The organism is Streptomyces sp. Ac-502, assembly GCF_045222935.1.
Lineage (GTDB): Bacteria > Actinomycetota > Actinomycetes > Streptomycetales > Streptomycetaceae > Streptomyces > Streptomyces monomycini.
In genome coordinates this window covers 149,441-165,049 of the sequence record NZ_JBHFFO010000001.1, presented here as the reverse complement: position 1 = coordinate 165,049, position 15,609 = coordinate 149,441, and the positions used below count along the sequence as shown (strand labels likewise).

The 15,609-nt window shown below is 72.0% G+C and carries 11 protein-coding genes and 3 pseudogenes; 2 read left to right on the top strand and 12 right to left on the bottom strand.

The genetic code is table 11. The features are described from left to right. The first annotated feature begins 143 nt into the window (after nt 1-143). Nucleotides 144-1,598 carry a serine hydrolase domain-containing protein gene (locus tag ACEXOX_RS00815; RefSeq protein ID WP_406518486.1) on the top strand — a complete coding sequence of 485 codons (1,455 nt, stop codon included), beginning with the start codon at nt 144-146 and terminating at the stop codon, nt 1,596-1,598. 309 nt (nt 1,599-1,907) lie between these two features. Further along, a pseudogene (locus ACEXOX_RS00810) lies at nt 1,908-2,674 on the top strand (phosphatase PAP2 family protein). Between the two features lie 7 nt (nt 2,675-2,681). On the opposite strand, the gene ACEXOX_RS00805 reads toward ACEXOX_RS00810, so the two are convergent. The 12 genes and pseudogenes from ACEXOX_RS00805 to ACEXOX_RS00750 form a co-directional block, all read right to left on the bottom strand. Further along, nucleotides 2,682-4,007: a glutamate-1-semialdehyde 2,1-aminomutase gene (locus tag ACEXOX_RS00805; protein ID WP_406526179.1), complete on the bottom strand. Its 1,326-nt coding sequence runs from the start codon at nt 4,005-4,007 to the stop codon at nt 2,682-2,684. A gap of 7 nt (nt 4,008-4,014) precedes the next feature. Continuing rightward, the gene (locus ACEXOX_RS00800; protein WP_406518485.1) at nt 4,015-4,566 is read right to left on the bottom strand and encodes a dTDP-4-dehydrorhamnose 3,5-epimerase family protein; all 552 of its coding nucleotides are present in this window, start codon (nt 4,564-4,566) and stop codon (nt 4,015-4,017) included. Next, nucleotides 4,563-5,819 carry a polysaccharide pyruvyl transferase family protein gene (locus ACEXOX_RS00795; RefSeq protein ID WP_406518484.1) on the bottom strand — a complete coding sequence of 419 codons (1,257 nt, stop codon included), beginning with the start codon at nt 5,817-5,819 and terminating at the stop codon, nt 4,563-4,565. Before ACEXOX_RS00795 ends, ACEXOX_RS00800 begins: the two co-directional genes overlap by 4 nt. Then, nucleotides 5,816-6,771 (bottom strand): annotated as a pseudogene (locus ACEXOX_RS00790) (glycosyltransferase family 2 protein). The gene ACEXOX_RS00795 and the pseudogene ACEXOX_RS00790 overlap by 4 nt, the downstream one beginning before the upstream one ends. Then, nucleotides 6,768-8,051, bottom strand: a complete 1,284-nt coding sequence (locus tag ACEXOX_RS00785; protein WP_406518482.1) for a hypothetical protein — start codon at nt 8,049-8,051, stop codon at nt 6,768-6,770. Before ACEXOX_RS00785 ends, ACEXOX_RS00790 begins: the two are co-directional and overlap by 4 nt. Then, a complete protein-coding gene (locus tag ACEXOX_RS00780; protein WP_406518481.1) occupies nt 8,048-9,331 on the bottom strand; it encodes a DUF4910 domain-containing protein in 1,284 nt (427 codons plus the stop codon). The genes ACEXOX_RS00785 and ACEXOX_RS00780 overlap by 4 nt, the downstream gene beginning before the upstream one ends. Further along, the gene (locus ACEXOX_RS00775; protein ID WP_406518480.1) at nt 9,319-10,344 is read right to left on the bottom strand and encodes an NAD-dependent epimerase/dehydratase family protein; all 1,026 of its coding nucleotides are present in this window, start codon (nt 10,342-10,344) and stop codon (nt 9,319-9,321) included. Before ACEXOX_RS00775 ends, ACEXOX_RS00780 begins: the two co-directional genes overlap by 13 nt. A gap of 3 nt (nt 10,345-10,347) precedes the next feature. Further along, a complete protein-coding gene (locus ACEXOX_RS00770) occupies nt 10,348-10,995 on the bottom strand; it encodes a PIG-L deacetylase family protein (protein WP_406518479.1) in 648 nt (215 codons plus the stop codon). Continuing rightward, complete coding sequence (locus ACEXOX_RS00765) at nt 10,992-11,786, bottom strand: sugar phosphate nucleotidyltransferase (RefSeq protein WP_406518478.1); 795 nt, start codon at nt 11,784-11,786, stop codon at nt 10,992-10,994. The genes ACEXOX_RS00770 and ACEXOX_RS00765 overlap by 4 nt, the downstream gene beginning before the upstream one ends. A gap of 13 nt (nt 11,787-11,799) precedes the next feature. Continuing rightward, on the bottom strand, nt 11,800-13,035 hold the full coding sequence (locus ACEXOX_RS00760) for a class I SAM-dependent methyltransferase (RefSeq protein WP_406518477.1): 1,236 nt from the start codon (nt 13,033-13,035) through the stop codon (nt 11,800-11,802). Beyond that, entirely contained in the window at nt 13,032-14,306 is a 1,275-nt protein-coding gene (locus tag ACEXOX_RS00755; protein ID WP_406518476.1) for a glycosyltransferase, read from the bottom strand. The genes ACEXOX_RS00760 and ACEXOX_RS00755 overlap by 4 nt, the downstream gene beginning before the upstream one ends. 8 nt (nt 14,307-14,314) lie before the next feature. Beyond that, a pseudogene (locus ACEXOX_RS00750) lies at nt 14,315-15,609 on the bottom strand (O-antigen ligase domain-containing protein).

Below are 15,609 nucleotides of genomic sequence, written 5' to 3'. Positions count from 1 at the left end.
CGGTCCTCGTTCCTGCTCGTTCCGATACTGCGTGCTGTCCCCGCCGATCGTAGCGCACGCTGTACGCACCTTGCGTACAGCGTTCGCAGTGCGTACGGTGTCCGCATCGAGAGAACGCCGTACGCATCAGGTGGGGAGCAGGCATGCCGAAGAACGTGAGCTGGGGCGAGCGGGGCAACTGGGGCGCCACGGGCACGTGGGGTGCCCGGGATTCCGCGGGCCGGAAGCTGGACCTCGCCCACTGGCAGGCCCGCCTCGACGCACTGCGCGCCGAACACCACGTCCCGGGCGCCTCGCTCGCGCTCCTGGTGGACGGGACCGTCCACGAACTGGCCAGCGGCGTGCTGCACCGGGGAACGGGCGTGGAAGCGACCACCGACTCGGTCTTCCAGATGGGCTCGATAGCCAAGGTCTACACCGCCACCCTGATCATGCAGCTCGCCGAAGCGGGCGAACTGGACCTGGACGCGCCGGTCGTGGACGTACTGCCGGAGTTCTCGGTCGCCGATCCGGAGGCGACCAGGGCGATCACCACCCGTCGACTGCTCAGTCACACCAGCGGTCTCACCTGCGACTTCACCTACGACAGCGGGCGCGGTGACGACTGTCTCGCCCGGTACGTCGAAGCCGCGAAGGACGTGGCGCTCGACTGCCCGCCCGGCACCGCGATCTCGTACAGCAGCGTCGGCTACAACGTGCTCGGTCGGATCATCGAAGTACTGACCGGGAAGGTCTGGGACCAGGCACTCGACGACCTGCTCCTGACCCCGCTCGGCCTGACCCACACCATGACGCTGCCGGAACAGGCACTCCGGTTCCGCGCGGCGATGGGACACCTGGGCGAGCCGGGCCAGGCGCCGGACCCGGCGCCGGAATGGGACATGATGCCGCGCTCGGCGGGCCCCTACGGCAGGGTCGTCGCCAGCGCGGGGGACCTCGTCCGGCTCGCACGGATGCACCTGGCCGGCGGTGTGGCCGAGGACGGCACGCGCGTGCTCTCCGCGGAGTCGGTCGCGCTGATGCAGCGCCGGGCGGTGGACTGCCCCGACAAGTGGACGGTCAGCTCGGACGGCTGGGGCCTGGGCTGGACCCTGTACGACTGGAACGGCGTCGCGGGCTACGGACACGACGGCGCCTCCATCGGCCAGTACGGCTACCTGCGCGTGGTGCCGTCGGCAGGCGTCGCGGTCGCGCTGCTCACCAACGGCGGTGGCGCACGCGAGGTGTACGCGGCGCTGTACCGCGAACTCCTCGCCGAACTCGCCGGAGTGACGATGCCGGAGCCTTTCGGCCCGCCCGCCCGGCCGCCCGCGGTCGACTTCGCGCCGCTGGTCGGCACGTACCGGCGCGAGGGTGTCGTCATCACCGTGACGGAACGGGACGGCGCGGGCCACGCGCGGTACGCGTTCGTCGACGGCATGAAGGACTTCTCCGAACCCCTGGAGATCGATCTGCTGCCGGTGACGGAGACGGTCTTCGCCGGAACGGGGGTGGGCGCGGCCTTCAGCGAGGACTACATGCCTGTCGTCTTCTCCACGCTGCCCGACGGTACGGGATGTGTCTACATCGGCATGCGCTGCGGTCCCAAGGTCGCGTAACGCAGACGGCGCCAGGGGGAGTTGGGGGCCCTGCGGGTATGGACGCTCTCGTGCGACTCTGCTTCGGGGAGGACACGCACTGCCGTCGGCGGCACATCGGAACGTACACTGACCCGGTGTTGGCCACGAACCCGCCTCCTCCCCTGAACAGGGAAAACAGGAAGCTGTTGATGCATGGACGCCCACCGGTCGGATGAAGGTCCGTACGCTCACCCGCCGGCCGCGAAGAGGCAGGATCCGGAAGACCAGCTACCGGACGCGGCAACCCACCACACGAACCGCCGCAGGCCGACCGTACGCGGTGGGCGGGTGACCGGGCGGCCGGTGCCTGCGGTGCTGCCTCCGTTGCTGCGCGCGTGGTGCGGGCTGATCGCGGCTCTCGCCACGTTGACCGTCGTCGTGCTCGGGCTGATGTACGCAGGTCACAGTCAGCCCGGCACGGTGGACGGGTGGTTCGTCCGGCCGACGGCGGACAGTGTGCGGCCCCCGTGGCGGGGCGTGGCCCTGGCCACGGACTTTCTGGGGAGCCCGGGGGAGCGGTGGTGTTGACGGTGGTCGCCGTGGCGGGCTGTCTGCTGCTTCGGCGTCCGCGTGCGGCGGTGTGCGTCGTGGTCGGGGCCGGCGTCGCCGTGGGGGCGGCGACGCTGCTCAAGTTCCTGGTGGGACGGACCATCCACGGCGACAACCTGTCCTACCCGAGCGGGCACACCGCCTTCCTCACCGCACTCGCCCTCGTGGCGGCGCTGCTCGCGACCGGCCGGCTCGGCCTCGGCAGGGTGGCCGGCACGTCACTGGTGCTCGCCGCGGCGGTGGTTGCCGGCGCCGCCATGGGCTGGGCGCAGGTCGCGCTGGGCGCGCACTACCCGACCGACGTCCTCGGCGGCTGGTGCACCGCGCTGGCGGTGACACCGGCGACCGCGTGGCTGGTCGACCGGACGGCGGACCGGGTGGGGCACCGGACGGCGGGCCGGATGGGGGGCCGGGCGGGGGGTCGGGCTGCCGGCCGTACGGGTGACCGTACGGCCGGCCGGCTGGACGATCGGGCAGCCGACACCGCCCGACGGGAGCGTAGCTAGCGTCACATCACGCCCGGTGGCGGAAGACGGGCTTCACCGGCCGGCCCGCCAGCCAAGGGGTCGGGTCCCCGGCGTCCAGTGCCTTCCGGTACACCGCGCACGCCTGGGCCACCACCTCCACGGTGTGGTCGATGTCGGCGTCGTCCAGCGCGCTGCTCACCACGAACGAGGGAGCCAGCACCCCGCCTGCCAGGAGGTGGCGCAGGAACAGGGTGCGGTACTGCTGCGAGGGCTGCCGGTTCTCGTCGAGGGTGGCGAAGACCAGGTTGCTGGCCCGGCCCCGGACGACGAGGTGGTCGCCGACTCCCATACTGGCCGCGGCGTCGCGGACACCGGCGGCCAGCCGTTCGCCGAGGGCGTGCAGCCGCGCGGTGATGCCCTCCTCCACGTAGGTGGTGAGGACGGCCATCGCGGCGGCCAGCGAATGCGTTTCCGCGCCGTGCGTGGTGGACAGCAGGAACACCCGGTCACCGGAGTGACGCAGTCCGCCCCGTTCCATCAGGTCGCGGCGCCCGGCCAGCGCGGAGACGGCGAACCCGTTGCCCAGCGCCTTGCCGAACGTGGAGAGGTCGGGGACGACGCCGTACAGGCCCTGGGCGCCCGCCTCGGACCAGCGCAGACCGGTGATCATCTCGTCGAAGACCAGTACACAGCCGTGCCGGTCGGCCAGTTCGCGGAGGCCCGCCAGGTATCCGGGCGGGGGCTCGGTGTGGGTGGCGGGTTCGAGGATCAGGCAGGCGACCTCGCCCTGGTGGCGGGTGAGCAGTTCCTCCGTGGCGGCCAGGTCCCCGTACGGGAACGCCACGGTCAGCTCGGTGGTAGCCGCCGGAATGCCCGCGGCCATCGGCGTGGTGCCGATGAACCAGTCATCGGTGGAGAAGAACGGATGATCGCCGCAGACAGCGACCCGCGGGCGCCCGGTGACGGCGCGGGCGAGGCGTACCGCGGCGGTGGTGGCGTCGGAGCCGTTCTTCGCGAACTTCACCATCTCGGCGGTCGGCACGGTGGCCAGGAAGCGTTCCGCCGCCTCGACCTCCACGACGGACGGCCGGACGAAGTTGCTGCCGCGGTCGAGTTCGCGCCGTACCGCCTCGATCACGCGGGGGTGGGCGTGGCCGAGGCTGACCGACCGCAGGCCGGAGCCGTACTCGACGTAGCGGTTGCCGTCGATGTCCCACACGTGGGCACCGCGGCCGTGGCTGATGACCGGTGCCAGGTTCTCGGGGTACTGGTCGTCGCCCTTGGCGTAGGTGTGCGCGCCTCCGGGGATCATGGCGTGCAGCCGCTCGTTCGCCAGCCGTGACAGGGGCAGGAGGAACTCTTCGCCGTCCACGCCGACCTCAGCTCTCATGGTGGGGCAGGGCCTTGGCGAGGCTCGGTGCCTCCCGGTCCCGCTGTGACATCGAGGTGACCGGGAGCGGCCACGGAATGGCGAGTTCCGGGTCGTCGAAGGCGATCGTCACGTCCTCGGCCGGATCGTGCGGACGGTCGATCCGGTACGCGGTGTCGGCGGTCCCGGTCAGCGCCTGGAAGCCGTGCGCGCAGCCCGCCGGGACATACAGGGTCACCTGCGTCTCGCCGGACAGTTCGAAGGACGCCACGTTGCGGTAGGTCGGGGAGTCCGTCCGCAGGTCCACGACGACGTCGAAGATCCTTCCGTACGAGCACCGCACCAGCTTCGCCTCGCCGGCGCCGGAGCGCAGGTGCAGTCCGCGCAGTACCCCCTGGGCCGAACGGGACAGGCTGTCCTGGATGAAGGCGCCCGGGTCGAGGCCCACCGACCGGACCACGTCGGCGTCGAAGGTGCGGCAGAAGAAGCCGCGATCGTCGGCGTGCGGCGTCGGCTCGAAGAGGTACGCCCCGTCGATCGCCGGGACTTCGGTCGCTTTCATGGGGTCTCCTGCTGCGCGTGTACGTGGGTGTGGGCATGGGTACGGGTGCGGCCGGGCGTCGGGAACAGGGCCGTGGTCAAGGCGGTGAACTGGTGCTCCAGGCGCTGGGCGGCGGCCCTGTCTCGCTCGGTGAGGGACCGCCGTACCTCCGCCGACCGCCGTTCCAATTCCCGGAATTGGGCGAGCAGCCGGTCGGTGTCGATCTCGCGCGCCGGGTGGCAGTACGCGGCGAGGCCCATCTGCGCCATGAGCGCGTCGCTCTTCGCCGCATAGCTGAGGGCGAGCGTCGGCGTGCCGGACTTCAACGCGCAGATCAGGTTGTGGTAGCGGGTCGCCACTACGGTGTCGGCGGCCGCCGTCTCCTTCATCAGGTCGGAGAGAGAGTCTGCCTCGGCGGCGGTGACCAGCGGCGAGTCCACCGCGTCGAGGATCGCGGCGACCACCGGCGCGTCGCACGCGTCGCCGGTGAGCAGCCGGACCGGCCGTTCTTCTTCCACCAGCGTCCGTACGAAGCGGGTCGTCCCTTCGAGGTAGCGCCGGTGGATCTCGTCGGCACGGGCGCGGTCGTCGTCGCCGCCGTGGAAGGCCATGACGCCGACGCAGACCGGCCCCGGCGGATCCGAGGGCGTGTCCGCGCGCGGCGTGGGCAAGGCGAAGGCGAGATCCGGATAGACCTCGTCGCGCGCGGTGTCCACGCCCATCGCCCGCATCGCGTCGCGGGACGGGTCGTCACGGTACGAGCGGTACGTGGCAAACTGTGCCGACCAGCGCACCAGGGCCCGGGTCGCCCGGTTGCCGATCGGGGCGGCGCCGACGCCGACCAGCGCGACCCGGGTGCCGGTCAGCCGGCCGCTCGCGCAGAGCAGGAACAGCGCGTACGGGAAGCCCCACGGCCGCAGCGGCAGCGTGGCCTCCAGGACGCCCATGCCCGGCACGATCACCACGTCGTGGCGGCGCACCCAGGCGGCGGTACGGAAGGCGTCGACCAGTTTTCCCAGGCCCTTCGCCGCCATCGCGCCCGCACGCGAGGCGGTCCGGTACTCCCCGCGGTACCAGTGCAGCCGCGCCGCGGGGATGCCGTACCGGGCTGTGACGACCTCCGGCCCGCCGCACAGCGCGTCCACGGCTGCCTCCGGATGCTCGGCGCGGAGATAACCGAGCACGGCTTCCAGCGACCCGTCATTGCCGAGGTTTCCGGAGCCGAGCAGGCCGAACACCCCTACTCGTACGCGGGCGTTGTGCGCGGAACTCATGCCTGTCGTCCTTCCCGTCCTGCGACGAGGTCGTCCACGGAGACGCTGAGCAGCCCCGGGTCGACCGGCGCGCGGTCCTCGACCCGCTCTCCCGCACCCGGCCGGACCCGGCTGGTCATCCACGCGACCAGGTGGCGGTAGCAGGCACGCCGGTCGGCCGGGGACAGCGGCGCCCGCCGGATCGCCGCGACGAAGCCCCAGACGTACTCGGCGAGCAGCCGGGGTGTCGGGTGCAGCGGGCCTGCCCGGCGCGGGTCCAGGTTGACGCACCGGGAGCGCTTGGAGGGTTCGCCCGCTCGGCGCGGGTGGGGTGGTCACGGCGGAAGTACAACAGCTCCGGTACCTGGTGGAACCGCCCGTGCAAGGTGATCTCGGCGACGAAGGTGCGGTCCGCGTGGTGATAGCTGTCGTGCGGCTTCACCCGGCGCAGTACGTCGGCGCGCATCACCCCGTAGAAGTCGTCACCGCCGGGCTCGAACAGCAGGCTGCGGAAGCGCTCCGGCGCGCTCGGCGAGTCGGTGGCGAGCCGGTACTCGTACGGGACCTTGACTTTGCCTTCGCCGTCGATCACCGCCTGGTCGGAGTGGGCGAGGATCACGTCGGGCCGCTCGTCCAGCGCCTCCACACAGCGGCGCAGCAGGTCCCTGGCGTACAGGTCGTCGTGCGAGGCCCACTTGAACAGTTCGCCGCGGCACTGGGTGAACACGTAGTTGTGGTTCGGTGCGGCACCGACGTTCCGCAGCAGCCTGATGTACCGGACGCGTGAGTCCTTCGCCGCGTACGCGCGGCAGATGTCCTGGGTGCCGTCGGTCGAGGCGTTGTCGGAGACGACCAGTTCGAAGTCCTCGTAGGTCTGGCCGAGCAGGGCGTCGAACGACTCGGCGAGGTACTCCTCGCCGTTGTACACGGGCAGGCCGATGCTCAGCCGGGGAATGCTCCGAAACGCGGTCATGGCGTCCTCACTTCGGGGAGGGGATGGTGGCGGCGCTCGCGCAGGGCGGACCGCAGGTGCAGCCACCACACGGCCGAGGCGCCGAGGGTCGCGCCGGCGACACCCCAGGCCGAGCCGGCCGTGCCGGCCAGGGCCGCTCCGCCGAGCCCGCCGACGACGTAGCAGGCGGAGGCGATCAGCTGGCTGCGCAGGCTGCGCCTGGCCGCGGCCAGCGCGCGCAGTCCGGCTGCCGCGCCGGTGCCGAGGCCGGCGCCCGCGACGCCGAGCGTGATCGGCACGATCAGCTCGGAGGAGGCGTGCCAGACCTCGCCGAGCACGAGTTCACCGAACCGGCCCGGCATCAGCAGCAGCGCGCCGCCCCAGAGCAGCGCGGCGGCGGCCTGTCCGCCGCCCAGCAGGAGGCAGAACGCGCCCAGCCGGTGCGGGGCCCGCCGCAGTACCCGGGCCGCTTCCGCGACGGTGACCAGCGACAGCCCCATCAGCAGCGCGAGGAACGGGCCGAGCAGGAGTTCGGCGCCCCGGATCACCCCCACCGCGCCGACCCCGACGATCGCGCCGAGTCCGTACGCCCGGAGCTGGCTCGCCCCGCTGTTGCTGACGTTCTCGACCAGGTACCGGTAGCCGAGGTCGCGGTGCTCGCGAAGCCACTCGCGTGCTCCGCCCAGGTGGGGCCGGATGCCGGACTGGAAGCAGCCGTACCCCGCGGCGACCGCGGCGGACCCGCCCCAGGCGAGCACGAAGGCGGTCACGCTGCCGACGCGGGCCGCCACCACCATGGCCGGGACGAGCGCGACGCCCCACACCAGGTCGTTGACGAACGCCTTGCGCCCGGTGCCGGCGGCGAAGAACGCGAACCGCCAGGCGTCCTGCAACAGCAGCAACGGCAGGACGACGCCGAGGCAGGCGAAGGCGGACCCCACGTTTCCGCCCAGTCCCAGCCCGGCCGCCAGGCATGCCGCGCCGAGGGCCGAGCCGACGCCGAGCGCGGTCCCCGACGCCCGGGCCACCGCCGCGCGCCAGGTCGCGTCCGGGACGCCGCTGAAGCGCACCATGAGCGGGTCGGTGGCCACCCCTCGGGAGACGTTGAGCACCACGCCGTAGGTCACCCAGGCCAGGCTGAACACGCCGAACGCGGTCAGCCCCAGCGAGCGCGCCACATAGATCCCCACGGCGAAGTTGGTCATGCTGGAGGCCGCCTGGTCGGCCAGCCCCCAGGACAGCCGGCCGACGACGGCCCGCTTGGCGGTGCGCTTCTCCCGCTCGGCAGCCATCGGCGTCATGCCTTGATCAGCCCGGCGCCGCGCAGGGCCTCGGCCGCGGCGGCGACGGTGTCGAACGGCAGTCCGGACCGCTCGGCGACGTCCAGCAGACCGGACCCGCCGTCGGAGAGACTGAGCACCCAGAGCATGGCCAGCTGGGCCTGTTTGGTGTCGCTGCGGCCGCCGAGCGCGTCGTACAGCCCCCGCCGGCCCAACTGCGGTTCGCCGTAGGGGCTGAGGTTGACGTACCGGCGGTTGCGGTCCAGTACGGAGAACGCCTCGCGGCAGACGGCGAGCGTGTCCGCCATCGCGTCCGGGGAGACGAAGTCCAGGTTGTCCGCCGAGGTGTGGTATTCGGGGTAGCCGGCGTACGGGGTCCGGCTCAGCGAGCCCACGCCGAGATCGAAACCGGGCGAGCAGTACTGCCGCTCGTCGTAGCCGTACGGAGTGAACTCGGTGACGCGGTGCGGGCGTTCGGAGGCGGCCAGTACGTACCGCAGCACCCGGTCGATCTCCGCGTCGCCACGCCTGCTCCGCTTGTACGTCAGGTGCCCCGGGTCGCCCGCGCAGGCCAGTACCAGGCCGTGCTGCACGCGGTCGATCCGCTCCGCGTTGCGGGCCAGCCAGGTGATCGCTCCGATGGTGCCGGGCGCGTAGATGAACCGGTAGGTGTAGTAAGGCGTTTCCCGCGCCAGTGCGCGGGCCAGGAACGTCGCCACCGCGATACCGGTCAGATTGTCGTTGGCCAGCGACGGGTGACAGACATGGCAGGAGACGATCACCTCGTCGGGCACCTGCCCGGGAACCACGTGCTCGGCGTAGGTGAGGTGGCCGTCCGTGAGGGTGGAGTCGATGCGCACCTCGTAGTCGCCGTCCGGCAGCGCGTCCAAGGTTTCCTGAGCCAGGCAGAAACCCCACTCCGGCTTGTAGTAGCTGGTGCGGTACGGCACCCAGGCCGGGTGTTCCGGCAGGGTGTGCAGGTGTTGGCGCAGCTCGGACAGCGGCATGGTCGCCGACACCGGCACACTGTAACCGAGCACGTGCAGGCTGGACGCCGCGAAGTCGACGACCCGGTGGCCGGTGCTGTCCGCGATGTATGCGTCCCGGATGTTCCACTCCTGCGGCACCGTCCAGTCGAGCACCTGTGTCCCGGTCGGCACCTCGTGCACCTGGAGCGGGACGTACTCGCCGACGATCTCCAAAGTGGCCCGCACACCGTCGCCGGTGATGCTCCGGCAGAGCGGGTACAGCCGCTCCACCAGTGTGTACATCTCCTCGCCGACTGTGGTCACCGGCGCCACCGCAGCGTGTCGTCGACGGTGCCGGCGTCGGACGCCGCGCGCAGCACGGCCAGCCGGGTGAAGCGTTGCTCGAAGCCCTCCCGGGTCAGCCCGTGTTTCCGGTAGGCGTCGGCGAGTTCGAGCGCGCCCTGCTTCACCGTCCACTCGCAGTCGAAGCCGGGCACCGCGGCGCGGAACCGGGAGAAGTCCACCCGGTACGACCGCGGATCGGCACCGGTCTCCCCGGTGATCACCACCTTCGAGCCGGACACCGCCTCGGCGACCTGCTCGGCGATCTCGGCCACCGTGACGTTGTTGCTCTCGCTGCCGACATTGAACGCCCGGTCGTGCACCGCCTCCCGGGGCGCGGTCAGCGCGGCCGTGAAGGCCCGTGCGATGTCGGCGGCGTGCACCAGCGGACGCCAGGGGGTGCCGTCGGAGAGCACCAGCACCTCGCCGGACAGCAGCGCGTGGCCCACCAGGTTGTTCAGCACGATGTCGGCGCGCAGCCGGGGTGAGTGGCCGAAGGCGGTGGCGTTGCGCATGTACACCGGGCTGAAGTCGCCGTCGGCCAGTGCGTGCAGGTCGTCCTCCACCCGCACCTTGGACTCCGCGTACGGGGTGACCGGGCGCAGCGGGGCGTCCTCGGTCACCAGGTCGCTGCTGCCGGCAGCACCGTAGACGGAGCAGGTGGAGGCGTACAGGAAGCGCCGCACCCCGGCGCCGCGGGCCAGCCGGGCCAGCCGTACGGACGCGTGGTGGTTGATGTCGTAGGTGAGTTCCGGCGCCAGCGATCCCAAGGGGTCGTTGGACAGCGCGGCCAGGTGGATCACGGCGTCCACCCCGGCGACGTGTTCGGCCGCGACGTCGCGCAGATCCACCTGATGCCCCGGCGGGTCCACGGGCGGCGGGCCCAGCACACAGTCGGCGAACAGGCCGGCGTCGAGACCGACGACCTCGTGTCCGGCGGCCGCGAGGACCGGGGCCATCACGGTGCCCAGGTAGCCCTGGTGTCCGGTCAGCAGCACGCGCAAATTTCAGTCCCCCAGATCGAGAGTGAGTTTGGTGACGGCGAACGCCTCGGCGTAGCGCGCGTGGCATTCGATGCCGCGGATCCGCGCCAGCCCGAGGAAGGCCTCCCGGTCGTACCAGGGCCGGTGCCGTTGCGAAGGGTAGTGCTCCTGTAGCAGCCGCACCTTGTCCTCCGCCACCTGCGGTGACAGCGGCTGGTACGCCACCGGACGGCCGAGATCGGCGTCCCACTTGACGATCTCGTAGCCGAGTACGAGGTGGTCGCGGAACGCGGTGGTCATCAGCTTCGCCAGGCCGCGGTGGTCCTGGTGGGCGTCCTCGGTGCGCGGGGCCAGCACCAGGTCCGGCTCGGCCTGCCCGCGCAGCTCCTCGACCGCGGCCTTGGCCTCGTCCCAGTGCGCGGGCAGCCGGCCGTCCGGCAGCTTGAGCACGGTCAGCCGCAGGTCGGCGCCCGGGCAGAAGGCGGCGAGCGCGGCCTGCTCCTCCTGCTCCCGCTCGCCGCCACCACCGGAGAGCACCAGCGCGTCGACGCGGATGCCCGGGTGCGCGTGGCACAACGTCAACAGGGTGCCGCCGGCGCCGATGGCGATGTCGTCGCAGTGCGCGCCCACCGCGACGACCCGCTCCAGGGGCCCGGCCCCGAGCCGGATCACGTCCGGGCCCCGGCGCTGTCCCGCTCCCAGACGGCCCACGGGCGGTCGCCGCGGGCGTAGGCGGTGTCCAGCGCGGCCCGCTCCTTCACGGTGTCGGTCGGTTTCCAGAATCCGCGGTGCTGGTGCGCCACCAGCCGTCCCTGCTTGGCCAGTTGGGTGCAGCCGTCGGCCACCAGGTCCCCGTTCTCCGGGATGTGGTCGAAGATTTCCTGGCGGAGCACGAAGTAGCCGCCGTTCTCCCACAGCGGCAGTTCGCTGACCTCGGTGATGCCGCCCACCAGACCGTCCTCGCCCAGTTCCACGCAGTGGAACGAGGACTGCGGCGGCACCACCATCATCGAGGCACCGGCGTCGCGCCGGGCGAACCGGTCGATCATCTCCGGCAGCGGAGCGTCGGTGAGCACGTCGGCATAGTTGGCGAGGAACATCTCGTCACCGTCCAGGTGGTGCCGCACCCGGCGCAGCCGCTCCCCGATCGGCGACTCGATGCCAGTCTGCACGAACGTGATGTTCCAGTCCGCGATGTCGGTGGTCAACAGCACGATCCGCCCATTGCGCAGCACGAAGTCGTTGGACGTCGTCTCTTCGTAGGTGAGGAAGAAATTCTTGATGTGGTGCGCCCCGTAGCCGAGGCACAGAATGAAATCGGTGTGTCCGAAGTACGCGTAGTAGCGCATGACATGCCAGATGAGCGGCCGTGGGCCGACCATGGCCATCGGCTTGGGCACGTCGTCGGACGCGCCGGCGCGCATCCGCAGTCCGTAACCGCCGCAGAACAGTACGACCTTCATGCTGCGACCTCTTTCACGACGTGGCCTCGACGATGCTCAGTTCCGGGATGGGGAAGACCAGACGGCCGCCCCAGGCGTGCACGAAGGACAGCTGCTCGACCAGCTCGGCCCGCAGGTTCCAGGGAAGGATCAGTACGTAGTCCGGCTGATCGGCGGCGATCTGCTCGGTCGGCAGGATCGGGACGCGGGTGCCCGGGGTGAACCTGCCGTGCTTGTAGGGGTTGCGGTCGACGGTGTACGGGAGCAGGTCGGGCCGGATGCCGCAGTGGTTGAGCAGGGTGTTGCCCTTGCCCGGAGCGCCGTAGCCGACCACCGTCTCGCCGCGCTCGGCCGCCTCGACGAGGAACCGCAGGAGGTCCCGCCGCACCTTGGCCACCCGGGCGGAGAACTCGGTGTACCCGGACAGCTCCTGAAGCCCGGCGGCCTTCTCCCGTTCCAGCACGTCGGCCACCCGGCGGGACGGCTCGCCGGCCACCCCGTCCGGCCGGGCCCACAGCCGGACGGAGCCGCCGTGCGTGGGCAGCAGCTCGACGTCCACGAGCGCGAGTCCGCCGCTCGCCAGCGCCCGGATCGCGGACGCGACCGTGTAGTACTGGAAGTGCTCGTGGTAGATCGTGTCGTACTGGTTCTGCTCGATCAGGGTCAGCAGGTGCTGCACCTCGACGGAGACCCAGCCGTCGTCGGCGACCAGGGCGCGCAGCCCCCGGGTGAACCCGATCACGTCCGGGATGTGCGCGTACACGTTGTTGGCCACCACCAGGTCCGCCGGGCCGTGCTCGGCGCGGACGGCCGAGCCGGTGGCCGGGTCCAGGAACTCCGTGACGGTGGGCACGCCCGCCTCGCGTGCCGCGGCGCCCACGTTCACCGACGGCTCGATGCCGAGGCAGCGGACCCCACGGTCCACCACGTGCTTCAGCAGGTACCCGTCGTTGCTGGCCACCTCGACCACGAAGGCGTCCGGGCCGAGCCCCACCCGCTGTGCGGCGTCGGCGACGAACGCGCGCGCGTGCTCCACCCAGGACGTCGAGTAGGAGGAGTAGTACGCGTACTGCGTGAACGTCTCCTCCGGGGTGATCAGCGGAGGGATCTGCGTGAGCCAGCAGTCGGTGCAGACCCGCAGGTGCAACGGGTACGTCGGCTCCGGCTCGTCCAGTTGGTCCGCGGCGAGAAAGCTCTCGCACGGCGGGGTCGCCCCGAGATCGACGACGCTGGCCAGCGCCGCCGAACCACAGAGTCGGCATCGTGTCATCTACTGCCCCCATCCCTGCCCGCGCGGGTTCCCCACCGCGAGCCAGTGCTTTCGTCTCCTGCCGGCGACGGGTCGTCCCCGCCGCCGGACCGACCCGCGATCGCGGTGCGGTACCCCTCCACCAGGCGCTCAAGACCGACGGCCGGGCTGAACCCCAGCTCGTAACGGCGCCGGGCCGCCTGGCCCATCTCCCGGTTGCGCCCCGGCCCGGCCGTGACCCGGCGCAGACAGGACGCGAGCGAGGCGGCCTCGCCCGGCCGGTGCAGCAGCCCGGTCACCCCGTCCTCGACCAGTTCGACGAAGGCGCCGTGACCGGCGGCGACGGCCGGGACCCCGGCCGCCATCGCCTCCACGACCACCAGGCCGAACGCCTCCAGCCACGTCGAGGGAGCCACCACGGCGACCGACCGCGCGACGGCCCGCCGGCACTGAGCCGGGTCGTACAGGCCGGCGTACCGCACGTCGTCCCGGCCCGCCGCCCAGGCCCTCACCTCCTGCTCCAGCGGCCCCGCGCCGGCGATCACGAGCGGCACGCCCACCCCGCCGCCCGCGGCGATCTCGTCCCACGCGGCCATCAGCAGCCGTACGCCCTTGGCCTCGGCGAGCCGGCCCAGGTAGAGCAGATGCTCGCCGTCGCCCGAGCGGCGGACGTCCGGCTCCGGCACGAAGTTGTGCTTCACCGCCAGCCGCTCGGCCGGCATACCGGCCTCCACCAGGACGTCGCGCTGCGCCGCGGAGATGCAGAAGAACCGGTCCACGCCGGTCCACCACCGCCGCCGGTTGACGGACAGGCTGACCGCGAGCGGCACCGTCGCCAACCGGGAGTTCCGGTAGCAGCCGTGCCGGACGGCGGGCAGCGGCGCCGATCCGACGCACTCGGTGCACGGCCGGCCGTCCCGTTGCAGCGTGCCGGGCGGGCAGACCTGGGTGTAGTTGTGCAGTGTGGCGACGGCGGGCACGCCGGCGTCGGCGCAGGCGGCCAGCACCGCGGGGGACAGGAGCGGGAAGACGTTGTGGATGTGCACCACGTCCGGCCGTTCGGCGCGGAGCCGGGCGGCCAGCTCCGTGCGCACCGCCGGGTTCCACGGCACCAGCAGCGGCACCGCGACCTTGCCCGGCAGGGACCGGCCGGCGATGTCGTCGCTGCGCCGCTCGAACACCCCGACCCGGTGGCCGGCCGCGCGCAGCAGCTCCGCTTCCTGGTCGACCACCTTGTTCTCGCCGCTCGGCTGCGCCGAGGCGTAACGGTTGTGCACCACGAGGACGTGCATGTGCGAGGTCACCTCCGGTCCCGGGCCCATCGCGGGACGTGTCGTCTGGGGGTTCGGGCGCCGGGAGCGGCGTGGTCGTGGCGGGCGCCGCCAGCAGCGCGGCGGCCACGGTCAGGTGCAGCAGGTACGGCGAGGCGTCGCCCAGTCCGGCCTCGGTGTACGACGCGATCGCGCAGTAGCTGACCAGGAAGATGGCGCAGGCCCTCGGCAGCGAGGGCGGCCGCAGCAACGCGACGCCGCCCAGCACGATGATCATCGCCGCCACCAGGGCGATACCGGTCAGCCCCTGCTCGTGGTAGACGGCCAGCCAGCTGTTGTCGATCGGCAGCCCGCCGAACGACTTGTCGCCCAGGCCCACGCCGAACAGCGTCTCCACGGCCGTCCGGGGCGCCGCCAGCAGGGCGTCCCAGACCGTGGCCCGGCCGGTCAGACTGGTGAGGTACTCCTGGCTCTGGCCGCGCAGGAACCACACCCGCAGCGCGGACGCGAAGCCCACCGCCGCCACCGCGGCGCACAGCACCGCCCAGGTGAAGAACCGGCGGGCGGCGGCGCTGGTCAGGACGAGCGATCCGATGGCCAGCGTCAGCCCGACGAGCAGGCCGAGCGTGGCGGTCCGGGTGTGGGTCAACGCGAGCAGGACGAGCGAGGGCACGACGACGACCGCCGCGCTCGCCCTGTCGGTACGGCGGCCCAGGACGAGCAGCACGGTGAGCCCCACGATCACTGCGGCGTACTGGCCGATCTGCGGCGGGGTGAGCGGCCACAACGCGCCGACCAGCCGCCCGCCGTACAGCTCGGGCAGGGCCGCGCCCGGCGAGACGACCAGGCCGACGGCGACCGACCCGAGCACCGCGAAGTACGCCCGGATGTGGTGCCGTACGAACATCAGGCCGTCCCACCAGCGGCTGAGCAGCCACAGTGTGCAGACGAACAGTGCCAGCCGGGCGCAGCGGAACAGCGCGCCGAGCCCGGACTCCAGTTGCAGGCTGGAGATCACGCTCGGTACGAGGAGCAGGGTGAGCAGGAGCAGGAAGGCGCTGGACCGGATGCGCAGCCGGAGGTTGAGCGCGAGCGCCAGCGTGAACGCGGCGACCAGCGCCCCCATGGTGACGAGCTGGATGAGGGAGCGGGGGAGCGGGATGATGGTCTTCGCCCCGGCGGAGCCGAGCGTGTTGAGGATCAGCAGCCCCCAGACGATGCCCACGGTCTTCGGGATGCCGGCCGGGCGCGCTCCGGCACCGGGCCGGGTGCTGTCCGGCTCCGCTCTGCTCGGCAGCACTCCGCGCCGCGGGTCGCCGCCCAT